The organism is Aequorivita marisscotiae (assembly GCF_029814825.1).
GTDB classification, from domain to species: domain Bacteria; phylum Bacteroidota; class Bacteroidia; order Flavobacteriales; family Flavobacteriaceae; genus Aequorivita; species Aequorivita marisscotiae.
This window is the reverse complement of sequence record NZ_CP122379.1, coordinates 320,952-341,499: the sequence shown is the minus strand read 5'-3', so window position 1 is coordinate 341,499 and position 20,548 is coordinate 320,952. Positions and strand designations below refer to the sequence as shown.

The following is a 20,548-nucleotide window of genomic DNA, read 5'->3' as shown; positions in this document are numbered from 1 at the left end:
TCTTTTTAAATGAAATTGTACGAATTTTAAAATAAAAAAGACCTGTCTTGGAAAAAGAAGGTCTTAAAATTAAAGTAGTTTTTATAGAATTATTTTACTTTTTTAATGGTAAAATTACATCCACCTTCTACTCTCATTGTAACTGTGCTTCCTCCGGCTTCCTTCATAACCTCAATAACCAATATGTCATTGGTTTCTAATTCTATAACTTCAAATAAATGCAAAGAACTATTGTTATGTTGTCCGTTATTTCTAATGTAACCTGTGGAAGCTGTAGCTCCTGGATATAGTGCCGAGGCAGTGTTTGGATTTACAACAAATTCGGCATCTATATTAGTTCTGTTATTATCTAAGTTTGGAGAAGTTATAGAAATATTCGCAGTTACTTCGTATCTACCGTCTTCTCTTACAATTATTTGGTTGCCGTTGTTACCAATTGTGGCTTGGTAGAGAGTAGAATCGTCATTCCATTCTTCATAGCCAAAGATTGGTAAGCTCTGAGCCGATGCTTGGTTTAAATTAAACGTTGTATTTCTATTTGTATACCGTGCCGATCTACTTTCGGGGGTTTGGGGGATCCATCGACTTTGTGCCGTACTCCAATAGTAAAACCCTGGTCTAACATCATTTTCGTATCCCGTAGGCGAAAGGTTGGTGGCTGTGTTAAATACAAGTAATCCATTTGCAGGATTCGAAATAGGCGAGGCATTATTTGCTGCGGTAAGGGTAACACGATTAACCAATAAACCGCGATCGTTTGCGCCTAAATCTATTGATGAGCTACCATCGGGTACTACATTTGCTACTCCTATAGAACCTGTTGCGGCTAAATTTATATTGTCTATACCTTGCGGGTAGCCTGTGGGCGTATCGTTTTGAACCCCAATTTCTAAAAGACTACTTTCTACCCCAGACCCATTGCCGGAACCATTGTCGGAATAACTAATATAGCCATAATCGCTAGTACTGTTTACGTGACTTCTAAAAACGATGGAAGAAATCCCTCCGTCATCGCCATGTTCAAGTATTACTGTGCCGTCAGAGTTCGACGGAGCTGTGCCGGTTTCTTCAAAAATATGTAGAGGAGCATTTGGAGATATAATATTTATACCTACCTCACCATTGGTATAAATGTTATCATTAATACTATTGGGTGGACTGGTAGTTGATTCCTCAAACCAATCGGAATTAGCGAGAGTAAAAGCCGTATTGGTATTTAGACTAATTACTTGGCCAGTACTATTTACTCCTAAAAGGTTTAAAGGATTTCCTGCAAAGGTAGTTCCTCCATATCCTCCAAAGGTAAGGCGACGATTGTTGTCAATTTGTAATGCCACATTATTACCCGAATTAAAATTTAATGAATAACCGTTGAGCCCTACAGTTCTGGCGCCAATTAAATTATCGTCAGCCGCGTAAATACTTTTGTCGTCACCGGAAGCCTGAATTCGTATCCAGTTTGTGCCACTCCAATAATAAAACCCTTTTCCCGTGGTGATATTGGTGTTATAGACCAATAAACTTTCTTCTATAGTTGTTGTGGTAATAGGAGCTTGGGTGTTTAAATCTGCAATATCTACTCTCGGGATTAAAATCCCTTTATCGTTATTTGAATCGTTAATATCTAGTAGTGATGATTCGGCCGGATCAATATTTCCAATACCAACTTGTGAAAAGCTTTCAATGGATGCAATTAGCGCCACAAGTAAAATAATAGTTTTAGTCATCGTAAATTTCTATTAAAAGGATATAATTGTGCTAATTTATATTATTTATAACTTTATAATGAGATTAAAGTGAAAGAATTTCTGTAAAGTTTCTTGTTTCAATACTACACGCTATTAACAAAAACGTAAAAATATAGTCTTCTAACTAGATTAATTATCTATCTATAAAACAGAATTTGTGGCCTAGATAGCTACTTATTTTTGACGGTTCGCCTAAAATAAATGTAAATTTGTAGAACCAATTCCAAAGAAATGACAAAACACAAAGCTGGATTCGTTAATATAATCGGAAATCCGAACGTGGGCAAAAGCACCTTGATGAACGCTTTTGTGGGCGAGCGGCTGTCCATAATAACTTCCAAGGCCCAAACCACACGCCACCGTATTTTGGGAATCGTAAACGGTGATGATTTTCAAGTGCTATTGAGCGATACCCCCGGAATTATAAAACCTGCGTATCAATTGCAGGAGAGTATGATGGATTTTGTGAAATCTGCTTTTGAGGACGCCGATATTCTGCTGTACTTGGTGGAATTGGGTGAGAAAGAATTGAAGGATGAAGCCTTTTTCAATAAAATAACAAATTCAAAAATTCCAGTTTTACTTCTTATTAATAAAATTGACAAAGGCAATGAAGAGTTACTTTCCGAAGCAGTAAAAATGTGGAAGGAAAAAGTTCCGAATGCTGAAATATTTGCTATTTCGGCGCTTCAAAATTTTGGGGTCCCCGAAGTTTTTAATCGGATAATTGAATTGCTTCCAGAGTCGCCCCCATTTTATCCAAAAGATCAATTAACCGATAAACCCGAACGTTTTTTCGTAAACGAAGCCATTCGCGAAAAAATATTGATGCACTACAAAAAGGAAATTCCCTATTCAGTTGAAATAGACACTGAGGAGTTTTTTGAAGACGAAAACATTATCCGTATCCGAAGTATAATCATGGTAGAGCGCGAAACCCAAAAGGGAATCATTATCGGGCACAGGGGTTCGGCATTAAAAAGGGTTGGTATTGAAGCTAGAAAGGATTTGGAAAAATTCTTCGGAAAGCAAATACATTTAGAACTGTATGTGAAGGTTAATAAGGATTGGCGTAGTAATGAAAAGCAACTCCGTAGGTTTGGATACAATCAAAAGTAAATTTTAAAAATCACAAATCACAAATTCCAAATCCCAACATAGTATTCTTTGGAATTTGGGATTTGTGATTTGGAATTTTACCCTATGGTTTCTGTCATAAACTCATAGAGTTCCCGCATTCCGGGTTTTCCTTTTTTCTTGCCAAGTCTTCCTGCAACATAGAGTACAATCCAGGTGAGAATTAAAATTACCGAAATTGAAATTTGAAGTCCGATGGAATTTCCCAAATTATAATTTGAGTAAAGCCAAGTTAAATTCACCATAAAAAGGATTCCCACAGCAACGTGAAAAAACATAAACATGGTCCAAACGGTTGGATTTGGTCCAAAAAAACCGTGTAAGGAACAGGATTCTTCGTCTTTTTCAATTATTTCCAAATGCAACTGGGGCGACCAAAAGTGTTGTTGTTTTTTTGGTAATTTGAGAAAAATATGGTCATCTACGCAAGAAATGGTAAACTTGCTTTGGCACTTTTTAGCTTCCGAAAACTTTGTAAGTATCTGCGTGCAGGGTTGCTCCAGTTCTATTTGGAAACGTGGGCGTAAAACTATTTCATTCGAAAGCATTCTTAACTTATTTGAGTTTAAAGCGGTTAAAATAATATTTTTTCTGCCAACTAAAAGCTATTTTTGCACCCTAAACCAGAGATTATGAGCATTGTTGCCGTTGTAGGACGACCAAACGTAGGGAAATCTACTTTTTTTAATAGGCTAATTCAGCGTAGAGAAGCCATTGTTGACGCAGTGAGTGGCGTTACGCGCGATCGTCATTATGGTAAAAGTGATTGGAACGGAAAAGAATTTTCGTTGATAGATACAGGAGGTTATGTAAAAGGAAGCGACGATATTTTTGAAGCTGAAATAGACAAACAGGTTGAATTGGCTATTGACGAAGCCGATGCCATTATTTTTATGGTTGATGTGGAAAGCGGCGTTACAGGAATGGATCAAGAGGTTGCAAAACTGCTTCGTCGTTCAAAAAAACCAATTTTTTTAGCAATTAATAAAGTAGATTCCGCATCGCGCGTAAATGATGCTTTGGAGTTTTATTCGCTGGGTTTTGAAAACCAATACAATCTTTCTAGTATCAACGGGAGTGGCACCGGCGATTTACTCGATGATCTGGTAAAAGCATTGCCGGATAGAGAGGAACCGGATGATAGCGAGCTTCCACGATTTGCAGTTGTGGGCCGTCCCAATGCGGGGAAATCTTCATTTATAAATGCGCTCATTGGAAAAGACAGATATATTGTTACAGACATCGCGGGAACAACACGCGATAGCATAGACACGAAATACAATCGTTTTGGTTTTGAGTTTAACCTTGTTGATACTGCGGGAATTCGCAAAAAAAGCAAGGTAAAGGAAGATTTGGAATTTTATTCCGTGATGCGAAGCGTTCGAGCTATTGAGCATTGCGACGTAATTATTCTTGTTTTTGATGCCACTCGAGGCTTTGACGGACAGGTGGAGAATATTTTTTGGCTAGCACAACGTAATAATAAAGGAATCGTAATACTTGCAAACAAGTGGGATTTGGTGGAAGACAAGGAAAGTAGTAGCGTGAAGGATTACGAAAAATATATCCGTCAGCAAATTGAACCCTTTGTAGATGTGCCAATTGTTTTTGTTTCGGTTCTTACCAAACAACGAATTTACAAAGCAATTGAAACCGCGGTTGAGGTATACCAAAACCGAAGTAAAAAGGTAAAAACGAGCGAATTGAATGAAGTCATGCTTCCAATAATTCAAGCTTATCCGCCGCCAGCATATAAAGCTAAATATGTAAAAATAAAATTCTGCACGCAGCTGCCAACACCCTATCCAAGCTTTGCATTTTTCTGCAACTTACCGCAATATGTAAAAGATCCGTACAAGCGCTTTATTGAAAATAAACTTCGGGAAAATTTCGATTTTACCGGGGTGCCTATTACAGTTTATTTTAGGAAAAAATAAGTCATGCTTCGTTTGCGATTTTTTACAACTTCGCTTTTGCTGGAGTGTATTGTTTAAATAGGTAATTCGAGGTACGTGCTAGCTTTTCTGGTATAAGACGCAACCCATTATTCAACAAAAATACATACAGCAGCTTAATTATTGGCACCCGATTGCCGAAATTGAAAATTCTGAAAAATAAACTTCTCATAAAATAACGAATTAATATAAGTGCTGTTTTTTTATGAAAGGCAGCCTTTTTTATTAATTTAGCTATAAAGGAATATTATTATGAAAAATATTATTAAGTTTTTATTTCTTGCATTTACGATGGTAAGCTTGGCTTCGTGCAGTTCGTCTAAAGCCAATACCTCCAGACCTAATAATAGAGGGAATAGTCAAGTTGCGGCGCCGGTTGTTCAAGAATACAAAGGTATTATTGTACATTCTACCGCGGAGGGCGATTGCGAATATGTAATTGCACTGGAAGATGATAGAACCGTTATGTTCGATCCCGTAAATTTGCTAGGTAATTTTAAAACGCACGGAATGCGTGTGTGGTTTACGTTCAGATCGTTAAAAATGCCTAATAGATGCGATAAAGCCAATCCTATTAGTATAACAGATATACGTGAACGAAAGGTGAAAGTAAAGAAACCTTCGGGCGAGTAATTGCAAGGTTACATTTACTAAAAGAGCTACTAATAAAATTTTAGTAGCTTTTTTAATTTATAATTTTAAAGAAAAGTATTGTATTATTCACTTACTCCTTGGCGTACAATCCTATTTGTTTATTTACAGGCATTTATGTTTTTTATAAAAAAATGATACCGTTTTATTTTTAAAATTTGGAAGTGGTTTTAAATATATAGCTATATATTCGACAATAAAATCAATAAACCAGTACGTTTTATATGCAAAAATTTCTTTTTGGATTTTTCTTCTTGTTTGTTTCTTTAAGCTTTTCACAGGATGTACAAGTTTCGGGTGTTTTAATTGATGGTGAATCTCAAGACCCATTGGAAGCTGCCACTGTTTTTATGGAAACGATAGCGGACAGTACTTTAATTACTTACACGATAACAGATAAAAACGGCAAATTTATTTTGGAAGGAAAGACTTCAGCAAAAAATGTACGGATAAATTTTAGCTATGTAGGTTATCAAAATTTTCAGAAGACGGTGAATTTAGATACGCCCGTGCAGGATTTGGGGAGTATTCCTATTTCAGTTTCGGTGGCAAATTTAGATGAAGTTGTTGTAAAATCGCGTGCCCCGATTACCATTAAAAAGGACACTTTAGAATTTAATGTGGCTTCATTTAAAACAAAAAAGAACGCCACTGTTGAAGATTTATTGAAGGAACTTCCGGGCGTTGAAGTAGATGCACAAGGAAATATAACCGTTAATGGGAAACCAGTGAACAAAATTTTGGTAAATGGAAAACCATTTTTTGGGGACGATCCCACCATTGCAACCAGAAACCTAACCAAAGAAATAGTTAAAAAAATACAGGTAACCGATACCAAAACAGATTCTGAAGCATTTACAGGTGAAAATGGGGATGAAAATAATAAAACAATAAACATTAAAATTGACGAAGAAAAAAATAAAGGCATTTTCGGCAGGGTAGCGGCTGGAGGCGGAACCGATAAACGTTTTGAATATGCTGGACTTATAAATTATTTTGACAATGATTTGCGAATTAGCGCCTTGGGAGGCGGAAATAATACTAACTCCCCAGGATTTAGTTTTGGTGAAATAGAAAAAATGTTCGGCAGTGGCAGACATCTTAATTTTAATAGTAATGGCTCCTTTAATTATAACGGAATGGCGTTTGGCGGAGGTGATGGCATCACAAATTCTAGAACTGCCGGAGCCAATTTTGCCAAGGACTTTGGAAAAAAAACAGATATTAGCACAGATTATTTTTATTCCTCCGCAAACACGTTTAATGAAGAATTGCGAAATCGTGAAAACATTTTACCCGAAAATAGGTATCTCTCTAACGTAAATACTACTTCAGAAACCGACAGCTATACTCATACGGCCAACCTAAAATTTAATACACAGATAGATTCCACATTTTTAATAGCAATTCGCCCACAGCTATCATTTAATAAAATAATATCAAACTTTACTAAGAACGAGACGAGCAAAAATGCAAATGAGGAGCTTATTAACCAATCTGTTAACGACAACCACAGCGAAAGAGACGGAAATAATTTTAATAATAGGCTCTCGGTAACCAAAAAATATGGTGGCAATGGAGGCTTTTTTAGAATTATAGCCACAAACAAAATTAATGCGATCGCCAACCAAGATTACATATTTAGCGAAACACAAATTTTTGGTGAAGACCCAAATACCCTTTTAAGAAACCAGCGAACCAATGGCAAGAAAAGTGCATCAGAATTTTCCGTAACGCCGCAGTGGCGTCTACCCATTATTGCCGATACACTCTTTTTAAATTTAGAATATAATTTTGAAAACGAGAAACGAAAGGACCGAAAGGATGTTTTTGATTTTGACGAATTTTCAGAAGATTATACCACTTTCAACACAGCTCAGAGTACCGATTTTACCAATACAAATCAACAGTCAAGTCCAGAAATGGGCGTAACTTATACTACTGGAAAAATCTATGCTCGCGTAAATGCTGCTTATGTTTTTAGAACGTTGGAAAGCGATGATGCGCTAAGAGATATACATTTCAAAAATGATTTTAATGCGTTGGAGATGAGTGTTAATTTTCGATATAAATTCAGTAAAACATTCAGTGCCTTTTCAGGATATTATTTACAGAATACTGCGCCAGACATAGACCAACTTTCACCTTTTGTTGATATTTCGGATCCTTTGAATATTACTCGCGGAAATCCAGATTTGAAACCTTCAAACGAACATCGTTTCTATTTGGGAGCAAATAATTACGATTTTAAAAACCAAACAGGATTTTATTCATATTTAAATTTCGAATTCAGTAACGACCGTGTCGTGCCCAAAACCACAGTAGATGAAAATCTCGTAAAAACCACCACCTTTACAAATGTAAACGGCACGTATAGTTTGTCTGGAAATATTGGTTTCAATAAAAGTTTTAAAATAGACAGTTTACGCACTATTAAATACGGAGCTTTTCTATATGCTACCGGAAATAGCAATGTAAATTTTAATAATAACGTGCAGTACAATAGTACCACGATTAATTATACCCCGTCAATAAACGCTACGTTTACTTGGAAAGATTTGTTTGAGCTAAGCCCCAGATATAGCTATAATTACAGCACAAATAGCATTGATGTTAGTACATTTGAAAATAGCAATTACACACGACACGAATTTAATTTGCGGACCACAACTTTCGTCCCAAAATCTTTGGAATGGCGCAACGATTTTAAATATGTTTATAATGCAGATGTTACCGAGGGTTTTAACAGAAGCTATGTTTTTTGGAACAGTTCGCTAACCTATTCATTCCTAAAAGACAGCGGTAGTGCGACTCTAAAAGTTTACGATTTGCTGAACCAAAACAGTAATGTTCGTCGTACCTCAAACCAAAATTATATTCAAGATGTTCAGAGTACGGTTTTAAAGCAATATTTTATGCTTACGCTGAGTTATAAATTTAATACGCTCGGTAAAAAAGGAGAGATAAAGGATAATCCGTGGGATTGATTTAGTGCTAAATTTCAATAATGCATCAACTATTATGGATTTCTTTAAAATAATTTAAAATTCAAGAACCATAATATTCGGAATTTTTTTTTGCGCATCGAGGGTGTTAAAATTTATTTCTCGCCATATCTGGCTGGTCATTAACTCCATCTAATTTAGATCTAAGCCGGGTAAAAAATTTCAGAGAAAATTGAAAAATCGGGCTCAGGATAAAAGTATAAATAAATGTTACCCAAAACACAGGGCCTCCCAATAAAAACCCGATAACCAGCACTAAGCTCTCCACTAAAATTCGGGCTTTGCTCACAGATAATCTTGTTCGTTCTGATATGGAAAGCATAAATCCATCTCTTGGACCAGCGCCTACGCCTCCCGAAACGTATAGACCTCCGCCCAAACCTATGAGCACGATTCCCACCAGTAGTATTAAATAGTCTGTCCAATTGTAACTTGCATCTGGCAAAATATCTATCCAAAGAAAGAAATCCATGATTGGTCCAATGAGCAATGCATTGAGAAATGTACCAATATTAATATACTTTTTGCTCACCAATAGTGAAATCCCTATTAGTAGCAAACCAACCACGATGCTCCAAGTGCCAATACTAAAACCAAAATGTTCAAATAAGGCCACGTTTAGAACATCCCAAGGATGTAAGCCAAGATGTTTTACCTTAACGGAAACCGCCACGCCCAGTCCAAAAAAAATAAGACCAAGAAAAAAAAATGCATAACGAATACTGTTGTGACGCCAAACTTTTGATGCTTGTGTTTTCATGAATTAGCTTCGGAAAATTAAAGCTGCAAACTACGAAAATTGAAAGGTAATTGGGGGTGATTTTTTTTAAAAATGGTGAATGTTTCAGAATATACAATCAATAAATACTAACCGAAATAAAGTTAGTCACTGCTATCTTTACTCTTCTCTATTTAGCTTTGAAAATACTCCTACAAAGTGAAGAATTGTAAAGGGGCGATCCAGTTTTTACAGATTTCAATTTTATGTAGCGTAAAAGAATCTTACCTTTAGGCTAAGCGCATAAATCAAGGAGTAAAAATATGCCCTATATAAACAATTCATCTTACGAAACCGACTTCATTTTTCAAAATGGACATATTTCTACGATTTACGAAGGCATTATTCGCAAATTGAATGCGCCTAACTATAAGCGAAAGCGATTGCTATTGCCCGATGGAGATTTTCTGCTATTAGATTATATTGTAAAGAGTTCTAAAAAAGCTATTATATTGTGTCACGGATTAGAAGGCGATTCGCGAAAAAACTACAACAATGCTTGTGCGAACTTTTTTATCGCTAAAGGGTATTCGGTTTTTGCTTGGAACAACCGCAGTTGTGGTGGTGAAATGAACTTGCTGCCATATCTGTACCATCACGGTTCCATCACAGATTTAGAATTTGTAATTGAACACGTAATTGCGAGCGGATTTGAAGAAGTTTTCCCAATTGGGTTTTCTTTGGGTGGGGATCAAATTTTAAATTATCTGGGTAGAAATAAAATTTCTGATAAAGTAAAAGCAGCGGTGGCTATTTCGGCACCAATTCAATTAAAATCCAGTGCCGAAAAAATTCAAAGTGGAATTAGTAAAATATATTTAAGTCGTTTTATCCGGAAGATTAGGGCAAAAATTCAATACAAATCACAACAATTTCCAGATATAATTTCCCAAGAAACCTCAAAACAAATTAAAACATTTGAGGATGTAATTCTCCGGTTTATAGTTCCTGTTCACGGGGATTATTTAGATCTTGAAGATTATTATTTAAAAGCCTCTCCAAAATATTCCATCGACGGTATTAAAACGCCAGTTTTGGTCATGAATGCTTGGGACGATCCTATTTTGGGGAAAGATGACCATCCTATTGCGCTGGCTGAACGCCACAAGTATTTGTTTTTGGAAACGCCTCACCATGGGGGGCATTGTGCATTTCCGTTGAAAATATCTAAACACCCCTACTCCGTAGTGCGTGCTTTTGAATTCTTTGAAGAAATTGCGAAGTAAAGCAGCTATAATTTAGCTGAAATTCACGGTTCTGTAATTACTCATTCGTAAATACAGTTTACCATCCACCGCTAGCACCGCCGCCTCCAAAACCGCCACCACCGAAACCACCGCCAAAACCGCCGCCTCCACCAAAACTTCCTCCGCCGCCAAAGCTACCGCCGCCACCGCCAAAACCACCGCGGCCCAGGCTGCTGAGTACAATTATATCAAGCAAGCTACTACCGCCACCTTTACCGCCTCTACCACCTTTGTTTATTAAGGCAATAATGATAATGATAAAAATGAATATGATAAAAAATGGAATGGGCGTTCCGTCTTTTTTGCTGAAATCCCTATCTTCTTTAAATTCACCTTTTAAAGCTGCAAATATGGCATCGCTGCCTTTATCGAGCCCAGCATAATAATTTCCTGATTTAAATTCAGGAATCATAATGCGGTTTATAATTCGCTCGGACATCAAATCGGTTATTCTGTACTCAATGCCATAGCCGGTATTTATATCTACTCGCCGGTCATCTTTGGCCAGTGTAATTACAATTCCGTTGTCTTCACCTTTTTGGCCAATACCCCATTTTTGACCCCATTCTGCACCTAACATTGAAATATCCTCCCCTTGGGTAGAGCCAATAATTATACATACAATCTGCGTTGATGTAGAATCTGCATAGCGTACCAACTTACTTTCCAAAGCCGTTTTTTGCGTGGGCGTAAGCAAATTTATGTAATCGTATAACGAAGTTTGCTTTTCGGGCTTGGGTGGAATTTCGTATTGTGCTACTACATTTTGAAAACAAAAAGTAATAGCTAATAATGTAAGTACGAATTTATATTTCTGAAGAAATGTTCTCATTGCATTTTTTTTCAATCAACTTAATAGTTGCTGAATAAAGTTGAAGTATTTAGGCACACGTAAAAACTACCCTACCGAAATATCATCCGGGAGTTCGTTTTTATCATCTTTTTGGTATGGGAAATGTTTCTTTAACTGTTCGCCTGCTTTTAAAATTCCTTCTACCAAGCCTTGTTTCATGTGGCCATTTTTAAAATGGTTAATAATAATATCTTTGGTACTTTCCCAAAAGTTTTGGCCTACTATATCATTAATGCCCTTATCGCCCATAATTACTAACGTCCGATCGTTTACGGCTACGTATATTAATACCCCATTGCGCGCTTTTGTGTTAGCCATATTTAACATATCAAACACTTCTGCAGCGCGATCAAAAGCGTCTATCGGTTTATTTGGTTCTTCCGCAGAAACCGAACTGGGTTCTATATGAACACGTATCTCGCCCGAGGTGTTTTTCTCAGATTTGCGAATGGCTTCAATTATAGCTGCTTCTTCTTCCTTTGTAAGAAAATCTTCAACTTTAGACATGGTTCTTCTTTTTATTTTCAAAAATGGTTTTCAATCGAAATTTTACCGTACTCGAATAGCACAGGCTTATTTCGTATCTTTTCCGAAGTCGAAATCTACTTTTGGTGCATTTTCGCTACCGGCATCAGCTTTAAAGTATGCTTTTTCGTGGAAACCAAGAATTCCTGCGAAGAGTTTTGTAGGAAATTGATTTAGCTTAGTATTTAACATACGAGCAGTTTCGTTAAACCTATTTCGTTCAACATTTATACGGTTTTCGGTACGCTCTAGTTCGTTTATTAATTCTTTAAAATTTTCATTAGCCTTTAAATCCGGATATCTTTCAAAAACTGCTAAAAGACGCGATAGGGCAGAACTAACGCCAGCCTGCGCTTGTTGAAATTGTGCCAATTGCTCTGGGGTAATATTTGTAGGATCTACATTAATTGATGTGGCCTTGCTACGGGCTTCGGTAACGGCAATAAGGGTTTCCTGCTCAAATTCTGCATAGCCTTTTGCGGTACTTACAATATTCGGAATTAAGTCTGCACGACGTTGGTAGGAGCTTTCAACATTAGCCCATTGTGCGGTGGCCTTTTGGTCTAAGACTACCAATTTATTGTTGAGGCTGGCCAAGTAGCCTCCGATAATTAAAATAACGCCAACAATTATAATAAGAGGTAACCATTTTTTCATAATAGGATTGATTTTAGAGTTGTTCTTTAATTTTTAATAGTTCTGCTTTTACCGATTCCAATTTGCGAATAATCTCAAATTGATTTAGTGTTTTTTGTTTGTTTTCCTTTAAGTGAATTTTAGCGCCTTCGAGTGTAAATCCGCGTTCTTTCACTAAATGATAAATTAATTCGAGGTTTTTTATGTCCTGAGGGGTAAACTTACGGTTGCCCTTGGCATTCTTCTTTGGTTTTAATACATCAAATTCCTTTTCCCAAAAACGTATTAGCGATGTATTTACGCTAAAAGCTTCGGCTACTTCGCCAATGCTGTAATACAATTTTTCGGGTAGGTCAATGTGCATTTTTTTTAATTATAAATTTATAATTCAAAAAATTCTAAATTAATCCAGCGATTGGTTTTCTTCCTGCGACTTTCTTAAAATATCTGCAAATTCTTCTGCAGTTAAGCTTCCGTAGTAAAAGTTAATTGGGTTAATACGCTCATTGTCTTTAAAAACTTCGTAATGGCAATGCGGTGCTTCACTTCTTCCGGTGCTACCAACAAACCCAATGATATCGCCGCGTTGTACCTTTTGCCCTACACGAACATTGTATTTATACAAATGTGCGTATAAACTTTCGTAACCATAGCCGTGGTTTATTACCACGTGGTTTCCGTAGCCAGTTGCAGTATTATCGGCACGTGTAACTTTACCGTCGCCCGTTGCGTATACCGGTGTTCCTCGAGGTGCGGTAAAATCCATTCCGTAGTGAAACTTGCGCGCTTTTGTAAATGGATCTGTGCGGTAACCGTAACCAGAGGCCATGCGGGTAAGGTCTTCATTTTTTACTGGCTGTATGGCTGGAATAGCTGCCAAAAGTTTCTCTTTTTCTTCTGCGAGTTTTGCTATTTCGTCCAAAGATTTAGATTGGATTACAATCTGTTTGGTCAATACATCTAAATTGCGGGTGGTATTTATTATTAATTTTGAATTGTTGAAACCCTCTAAATCCTTGTATCGGTTTATTCCTCCAAAACCAGCGCGTCGCTGTTCTTCGGGAATAGGGTTCGATTCAAAATACACGCGATACAAATTGTTGTCTCTTTCCTCAACTTCGGCAAGTACGGCCTGTGCCTGATCAATCTTTTTGTTTAAAAGTTCAAACTGGAGTTCCATATTGTTTAACTCGCGTTGAAGCGCCAATTCTTTGGGGGTTTGTACTTGGGGGAGATTTATATAAACTAGGAACCATAAAAAACCACTCAGTGCCATACCCAGAAAACTCAGGATAAAGATTTTTAACTTTCTCCCTTTTTTTCTTTCTATTTTTCGGTACGAGAGCGTTTCGCTATCGTAGTAATATTTAACCTTAGACATGCGTTAAAAAATTGCTATTTTTGCGCGTTGCTTATTCGCGCGAGGTAAAGGTAACGTTTTTACAAAGATAGAAATTGTTTACTTCTGCGCCCAAGCATTAATTTAGCATAATTTTATAACAAATGAAGTCTCAGGAAATACGTTCCCAATTTTTAGAATTTTTTAAATCGAAACAACATACCATTGTACCTTCTGCACCGATGGTAGTAAAAAACGACCCAACCCTAATGTTTATAAACAGTGGGATGGCACCGTTTAAAGAGTATTTCTTAGGGAATGGCACCCCAAAAAGCAATCGGATAGCCGATACTCAAAAATGTCTTCGCGTTAGCGGAAAGCACAACGATTTGGAAGAAGTGGGCATGGATACCTACCACCACACCATGTTTGAAATGTTAGGCAATTGGAGCTTTGGTGATTATTTTAAAAAGGAAGCCATTGAATGGGCGTGGGAACTGTTAACCGAAGTTTATAAAATTGATAAAGATAGCCTCTACGTTACCATTTTTGAAGGCGACGAAAGTGAAAGTTTAGAACGCGATACCGAAGCATACAATCTTTGGAAACAATTTGTGCCCGAAGACCGAATTTTAAACGGAAATAAAAAGGACAATTTCTGGGAAATGGGCGACCAAGGTCCTTGTGGTCCGTGTAGCGAAATACATATTGATATTCGTTCTGCTGCAGAAAAAGCTAAAATTTCCGGGAAGGACTTGGTAAACCAAGACCATCCGCAAGTTGTGGAAGTTTGGAATTTGGTTTTTATGCAGTTCAATCGGAAAGCTAACGGAAGCTTAGAAAAATTGGCTTCACAACACGTAGATACCGGAATGGGTTTTGAACGTTTGTGTATGGCACTTCAAAACAAACAAAGTAATTACGACACCGATGTTTTTACACCGCTAATTCGTGAAATTGAAGCGATAACAAATTCAAAATACGGAAAAGACGAAAAGAAAGATATTGCAACTCGCGTTATTGCAGACCATATACGTGCCGTAGCTTTTTCAATTGCAGATGGTCAATTGCCAAGCAATACAGGTGCTGGCTACGTAATTAGAAGAATTTTACGAAGAGCAATTCGCTACGGATTTACATTTTTGGATAAAAAGGAACCGTTTATTTATAAACTCGTGGCAACTTTAAGCGCACAAATGGGCGAAGCTTTTCCAGAACTTATTACCGAAAAAAATTTGATAACAAACGTAATTCGCGAAGAGGAGCAGTCGTTTCTTCGTACGCTCGATCAAGGTTTGGTATTGCTCGAAAACGTTATTGAAACTGCAGATTCCAAAGAAATTTCTGGAAAAAAAGCTTTTGAATTGTACGATACCTTCGGTTTCCCGATAGATTTAACAGCATTGATTCTCCGCGAACGCGGCTATTCTTTAAACGAAAAGGAATTTGATGCCGAGCTGCAACAACAAAAAAATCGCTCTCGTGCTGCAACAAAAGTGGAAACGGGAGATTGGGAGGTTTTGGAAAAGGACGATGTTGAAGAATTTGTAGGGTACGACACTCTGGAAACACAAGTAAGAATTACCCGTTACCGAAAGGTGGAAAGTAAAAAAGATGGCGAAATGTACCAACTTGTTTTTAACCTGACCCCTTTTTATCCCGAGGGTGGAGGCCAAGTGGGCGATAAGGGTTATCTAAAGGCGGCAGACGGCGGCGTTACATATATTGTAGATACAAAAAAGGAAAATAATTTAATTATTCACTTTACAAAAACGCTTCCGCGAAATTTAGATGCTACTTTTACAGCTGTGGTAGATCAACTTCAACGAAGCCGAACTGCTTCAAACCATACTGCCACACACTTACTTCACCAAGCTTTGCGAAATATTTTAGGCGAACATGTTGCTCAAAAAGGAAGTATGGTACACAGCCGAAATTTGCGTTTTGACTTTTCACATTTTGCAAAAGTTACCGATGAACAATTGAAACAAGTTGAAGACTTTGTAAATGCGCGAATCCGTGAGGGAATCGCTTTAGAAGAAAAACGTAACATTCCGTACCAACAAGCTATTGACCAAGGTGCAATTGCGTTATTTGGCGAAAAATACGGCGATGCGGTTCGGGCCATAAAATTCGGCAAATCAATAGAACTGTGCGGCGGTACGCATGTGCCGAATACTAACGATATTTGGCATTTTATAATTACTTCGGAAGGGGCTGTTGCATCTGGAATCCGGCGGATTGAAGCCATAACGGGCGATGCTGCAAAACAGTATTTTATTGACAGAAGCGAATCTTTTGCCTCACTTCAAAAAGCGCTGAACAATGCGCAAGACCCAGTAAAGGCAGTGGAAAGTTTGCAAGAAGAAAACAGCATATTGCAAAAACAGATTCAACAGTTGTTAAAAGACAAAGCAAAGAATTTAAAAGGCGATCTAAAGGCTGAAATAGAAAATATAAACGGAATAAACTTTCTTGCGAAAAGGATAGATTTAGACGCCGGTGGTATGAAAGATTTAGCTTTTGAAATGGGCGGCGAAACCGAAAATCTATTTCTGGTATTTGGAACTGAAAAAGATGGAAAGGCACTTTTGGCGTGTTATATTTCAAAAGAATTGGCTTCGGAAAAAAACCTCGATGCCGGAAAAATTATTCGCGAACTCGGAAAATACATTCAAGGCGGCGGCGGCGGACAAGCATTCTTTGCAACTGCGGGAGGCAAAAACCCTGCAGGAATTGAAGAAGCTTTATCAAAAGCAAAGGAATTTATAAAGTAGCAGTTTGCAGTTTCAGTATTCAGTACTGCCAACTGCTACTGCCAACTGAATACTGAATTATGAAACTTCAAACGGAAATACCGCTGAGCGCAGAAGAAAATCAGATAGATTACACTTCCAAAGTGCTTTTAATGGGAAGCTGTTTTTCGGAAAATATTGGGGCTAAGTTTAACTATTTCAAATTTAAAAATCTACAAAATCCGATTGGGGTTATTTTCAATCCAGTATCTATTGAAAAACTTGTAGTTCGAGCAATCGAAAACAAATTATTTTCCGAAGCAGATATTTTTGAGCACAACGGAATCTGGAAATGTTTTGAAGCGCATTCTGAGCTGGCGGCTTTAGATAAAAATGAATTTCTAGCCAATCTGAATTTGGCATTAAAAAACCTTCGGGAAGCGTTATTCACTTCAACACATATTATATTCACGTTCGGAACTTCTTGGGTTTACAGACACTTGGAAAATAATGAAATAGTTGCGAATTGCCACAAACTTTCGCAGCAGTATTTCCAAAAGGAGTTACTTTCTATTGAAGCTATTTTAAGCAGTATTCAGAATATTTCAGAAAAAATTAATACTGTAAATAAAGGGGCTCAACTTATTTTTACGGTATCCCCAGTTCGGCATCTTAAAGATGGTTTCACTGAAAATTCGCTCAGTAAGGCACATCTTATTTCCGCAATCCAGCAATCATTGTCACTTCGAGCGCAGTCGAGAAGTTTCTATTTTCCATCGTATGAAATTATGATGGACGAGTTGCGCGATTACCGTTTTTACGCCGAAGATTTGCTTCACCCTAACAAAACGGCTATCGAAATTATTTGGAATAAATTTTCAAAAGCGTGGATTTCTTCGGAAACGGAAACTCTTCAGAAAGAAATAGCTTCAATTCAAAGTGGTTTGCGTCACAAATCTTTCAACCCTAAAAGTGCGGAACATCTTCAATTCTTGGATAAACTTGAACGGAAAATTGCAACTCTTCAACAACGATTTCCGCATATCCAATTTTAAAACTGGTTTTAATTCTACCCTCTTCGGTCTGCCGATTTCAATAGAATACGTCAATTGCCCTATTGTGAAGTATCTGTAATTGAGGCAACTTTGTATCAAAATAGTAATCACGTATCCGCCACGGCGGAGAACTAAAACCAAACATTATGAAAACTTTCAACAAAACAATTTTAGTATTAATGGCTGTACTAGCAGTTAGTTTAACGTCTTGTAAAAAGGATGATGACGGTGGCGACGATCCACAGGGTGGCACAGGAACATTCTCGGCAAAAGTAGATGGTAACAGCTTTACGGGGATGCAGGGAACTGTGGTAGCACAGTTATCCAATTCTGGCTCTTCGCAAGTTTTAGCTATAAGTGGCGGAACTGAGCAATCTGAAAACCTGCAAATGATGATTCTAAACTTTGATGGTGAAGGCACTTACGACCTTAATTTTATGAATTTAGGTACGTACAGCTACCTTCCAGATCCAGGAAATCCAGATCCAAACACAGTTGTAATTTATACAACTTTAGGAACGGGACAGGGAAATAATGGTACACTGAGCATTTCTAGCTTTGATGGCAATACTGTAAAAGGAACGTTCAGATTTACAGGGTTTAATTTAGATGACAACAACGACACAGTTGAGGTGACTGAAGGCCAGTTCAACATTGAGGTTACTAATAACTAATTATTAAAAAGAAAACACAAATTAGAATCTCAGATGTTGAGGTTTTTACGTGGGCCGGGGACAAAACGCAAGTTTTTTCTCCGGTTTTTTTATGCCCAATCTCTCCAAAGAGAGAAAGTTTGGTCCAGATTCTTCTTCGAAATTTGAAGCTAAATACGGCAACTGCCCTATTGATTATCCCTTCATTTCGGGGCACCTTTGAATATCAACATTTAAAAAACCACGATTATGAAAACTTCAATTTGTTTTTACGTTTTTCTTTGTTTAGCATTTTGCACTGAAAACGTACTGTTAGCCCAAAGAGCGGAGGAACCAGATTTTCGCTACGATACTGGAGCCAAAATTAATGAAATGCAACTTACCCAAGGAGGTACAATGGTAGTTGCTACCAATGATGGTTTAGTGGGGATTAAGCCAGGTAGCAACCAACTGTTGTTTAATTTTACCGAATACGGACGAGTAAAACCAGAAGAACTCACCTTTGTGTCAAATGCGCCGTACGTTGTAATTTTTCAAGGAGGCTTTGCTAATTTGAATTCTAAAAAAACCGTTATTGATTATATTTCCGGTAAAACTCTTTTTAGTACCGAAAGTAATGGTTGGAAAGATGTTATAACCCTAAATGTTATGATGCCCCAAAACAAATTAGTAGTAAGCGGTAATAGAACTTCAAAAGAACAATATGCACAACAAGTAGCGGTGTACGATCTTAATACAGGAAAAGAAGATTACAGGTTTGATATTGGCGAACCCGGTCGTGTAGGGATAGCAAAAACCTATATGGTAACCGGTACGCCTCTATTATTAAAAAACAGTTTAGTGGTGCCTACGTCGCAAGGAGTTTTTAATATGAAAGCCCAAACGGGAGAACTTATTTGGAAAAACGATATGAAAAATATGAATGCGCTTGTTGCCGATGCTTCAGAAACTGAAATATATGCTTTTGAATCGGTAAACCAAGGAAAAAATACCCGCATTCACAAATTAGGAATAAATGGCGCGGAGCTTTGGAAAGATGATCATAAAGTAAAAGGGCAAATAGCTAATTTTCAAATTTTACCAAATGGAATTGCGGTAGTGAGTAACCAGAGTGATGGTGGTAGTAACAGCGTTTTTGCCGCAAAAAATGAATCGAACATTGCATTTTTGAGCGCAACTAACGGTGAAGATCTTTGGGATAAAGCCCCAAAAACCAAAGGGTATGTACAACATTTTTACGTGATGGAAGACGGTATTCTCTTCGGGATTTATGAAGGTGGAATTAATAAAATTTCTTTTGATGGTCAAACGCTTTTCAAAAAACCACTAAAAACTGGTGAAAATATCTTAACAATGGCGCATACGCCACAGGGGTTAATTTATATTACTTCGGAAGATGCTAATATTGTAAATCTCAGCAACGGAGAACAAGTTTGGAAAAAACCCTTAAAATATAAAAGAGCTGGCGCGGTAAGCTCTACTTTCGATAAAAAGAACAATCGCTACTTAATTAGTGCTGATGAAACTTTGTATGCCGTAGATGCAAATTCCGGTGAAGTAAGCACATTAGCCGAATCTAAATTTGATGGCAAGGAAGATCCCTCGCACGTAGAAATTCGCGATGGAGGAATTTTACTTACGAGCGATCAAAATATGCAATTAATAGATTGGAATGGTGGCAAGCAATGGCACGAATATTATCGCGCTCCAGGGAAAAGTGCAATGGGAGCTATTTTGGCAGGTGTTGCAGCGGTTGCCGCAGCAACAACGGCAGTGGCTGCAGCTAACTCATCTGTACAAAACAGACTTGCAGGCTATGATGACAGAGCCGATCGCGAAGCAGATTTAGCGGGAGGAATGGCTGCTGCTAGTGGTGCATCTATTGCCGAAATGCTCAAGCGTTTTAAAGCTACAGCAGCAACTAAAAACGACCAATTTATACTTACAAAATTGGATGATGGCGTTGGGTTAGTAAAGATTAACAAAGACTCCGGAAACAAGGAAAAAGAAATTGTTCTAAAAGATAAAAAGCCAGAATATGTTGTAGACGAAATAGGTGGCATACTATATTACAAAGCAGATAATAATTCCATTTTTGCATACGATCTTAAAAAGTAAACTAACTACTAACCGGGTTACTTTTCAAAACCACAAGTGAAGTGAGGAGCATTTGAGGTTGCCAAAACCCCATATTAACCTATGGGGTTTTATTTTTTTATTTCTAAAATTCA

The 20,548-nt window shown here is 37.4% G+C and carries 17 protein-coding genes; 9 read left to right on the top strand and 8 right to left on the bottom strand.

Annotated features, from left to right (window positions below; translation table 11 throughout):
- Nucleotides 1-89 precede the first annotated feature (89 nt).
- The gene (locus tag QCQ61_RS01640; RefSeq protein ID WP_279448980.1) at nt 90-1,727 is read right to left on the bottom strand and encodes a hypothetical protein; all 1,638 of its coding nucleotides are present in this window, start codon (nt 1,725-1,727) and stop codon (nt 90-92) included.
- Nucleotides 1,728-1,979: 252 nt separating this feature from the next.
- Between QCQ61_RS01640 and era the strand changes: the two genes are divergently transcribed.
- Nucleotides 1,980-2,867 (top strand): GTPase Era, encoded by an 888-nt coding sequence (gene era / locus QCQ61_RS01635; RefSeq protein WP_279448979.1) that lies wholly within the window; start codon nt 1,980-1,982, stop codon nt 2,865-2,867.
- Between the two features lie 77 nt (nt 2,868-2,944).
- Here era and QCQ61_RS01630 read toward each other — a convergent pair whose 3' ends face one another.
- The gene (locus tag QCQ61_RS01630) at nt 2,945-3,433 is read right to left on the bottom strand and encodes a GTP-binding protein (protein WP_279448978.1); all 489 of its coding nucleotides are present in this window, start codon (nt 3,431-3,433) and stop codon (nt 2,945-2,947) included.
- Nucleotides 3,434-3,514: 81 nt separating this feature from the next.
- Between QCQ61_RS01630 and der the strand changes: the two genes are divergently transcribed.
- The 3 genes from der (at nt 3,515) to QCQ61_RS01615 (ending at nt 8,478) form a co-directional block, all read left to right on the top strand.
- Nucleotides 3,515-4,822 (top strand): ribosome biogenesis GTPase Der, encoded by a 1,308-nt coding sequence (der, locus tag QCQ61_RS01625; RefSeq protein WP_279450214.1) that lies wholly within the window; start codon nt 3,515-3,517, stop codon nt 4,820-4,822.
- 270 nt (nt 4,823-5,092) lie between these two features.
- A complete protein-coding gene (locus tag QCQ61_RS01620) occupies nt 5,093-5,473 on the top strand; it encodes a hypothetical protein (RefSeq protein ID WP_279448977.1) in 381 nt (126 codons plus the stop codon).
- A 242-nt stretch (nt 5,474-5,715) separates the two neighbouring features.
- On the top strand, nt 5,716-8,478 hold the full coding sequence (locus tag QCQ61_RS01615) for an outer membrane beta-barrel protein (RefSeq protein ID WP_279448976.1): 2,763 nt from the start codon (nt 5,716-5,718) through the stop codon (nt 8,476-8,478).
- A 106-nt stretch (nt 8,479-8,584) separates the two neighbouring features.
- Here QCQ61_RS01615 and QCQ61_RS01610 read toward each other — a convergent pair whose 3' ends face one another.
- Complete coding sequence (locus tag QCQ61_RS01610) at nt 8,585-9,256, bottom strand: YczE/YyaS/YitT family protein (protein WP_279448975.1); 672 nt, start codon at nt 9,254-9,256, stop codon at nt 8,585-8,587.
- Between the two features lie 281 nt (nt 9,257-9,537).
- Here QCQ61_RS01610 and QCQ61_RS01605 point away from each other — a divergent pair, with 281 nt between their 5' ends.
- The gene (locus tag QCQ61_RS01605) at nt 9,538-10,500 is read left to right on the top strand and encodes a YheT family hydrolase (RefSeq protein ID WP_279448974.1); all 963 of its coding nucleotides are present in this window, start codon (nt 9,538-9,540) and stop codon (nt 10,498-10,500) included.
- Between the two features lie 58 nt (nt 10,501-10,558).
- On the opposite strand, the gene QCQ61_RS01600 is transcribed toward QCQ61_RS01605, so the two are convergent.
- From QCQ61_RS01600 to QCQ61_RS01580, 5 genes are all read right to left on the bottom strand, one after another.
- On the bottom strand, nt 10,559-11,353 hold the full coding sequence (locus tag QCQ61_RS01600; RefSeq protein ID WP_279448973.1) for a TPM domain-containing protein: 795 nt from the start codon (nt 11,351-11,353) through the stop codon (nt 10,559-10,561).
- 66 nt (nt 11,354-11,419) lie between these two features.
- A complete protein-coding gene (locus tag QCQ61_RS01595) occupies nt 11,420-11,881 on the bottom strand; it encodes a TPM domain-containing protein (RefSeq protein WP_279448972.1) in 462 nt (153 codons plus the stop codon).
- Between the two features lie 66 nt (nt 11,882-11,947).
- Nucleotides 11,948-12,556, bottom strand: coding sequence for a LemA family protein (locus tag QCQ61_RS01590; RefSeq protein ID WP_279448971.1), 609 nt, complete (start codon nt 12,554-12,556; stop codon nt 11,948-11,950).
- Between the two features lie 13 nt (nt 12,557-12,569).
- The gene (locus QCQ61_RS01585; protein ID WP_279448970.1) at nt 12,570-12,899 is read right to left on the bottom strand and encodes a MerR family transcriptional regulator; all 330 of its coding nucleotides are present in this window, start codon (nt 12,897-12,899) and stop codon (nt 12,570-12,572) included.
- A 39-nt stretch (nt 12,900-12,938) separates the two neighbouring features.
- Nucleotides 12,939-13,916 (bottom strand): M23 family metallopeptidase, encoded by a 978-nt coding sequence (locus QCQ61_RS01580; RefSeq protein ID WP_279448969.1) that lies wholly within the window; start codon nt 13,914-13,916, stop codon nt 12,939-12,941.
- Nucleotides 13,917-14,038: 122 nt separating this feature from the next.
- Between QCQ61_RS01580 and alaS the strand changes: the two genes are divergently transcribed.
- From alaS to QCQ61_RS01560, 4 genes are all read left to right on the top strand, one after another.
- A complete protein-coding gene (gene alaS / locus QCQ61_RS01575) occupies nt 14,039-16,651 on the top strand; it encodes an alanine--tRNA ligase (RefSeq protein WP_279448968.1) in 2,613 nt (870 codons plus the stop codon).
- A 59-nt stretch (nt 16,652-16,710) separates the two neighbouring features.
- Nucleotides 16,711-17,664 carry a GSCFA domain-containing protein gene (locus QCQ61_RS01570; RefSeq protein WP_279448967.1) on the top strand — a complete coding sequence of 318 codons (954 nt, stop codon included), beginning with the start codon at nt 16,711-16,713 and terminating at the stop codon, nt 17,662-17,664.
- A 146-nt stretch (nt 17,665-17,810) separates the two neighbouring features.
- Complete coding sequence (locus tag QCQ61_RS01565; protein ID WP_279448966.1) at nt 17,811-18,338, top strand: Riean_0653 family protein; 528 nt, start codon at nt 17,811-17,813, stop codon at nt 18,336-18,338.
- Nucleotides 18,339-18,566: 228 nt separating this feature from the next.
- Complete coding sequence (locus QCQ61_RS01560) at nt 18,567-20,435, top strand: outer membrane protein assembly factor BamB family protein (protein WP_279448965.1); 1,869 nt, start codon at nt 18,567-18,569, stop codon at nt 20,433-20,435.
- Nucleotides 20,436-20,548 lie beyond the last annotated feature (113 nt).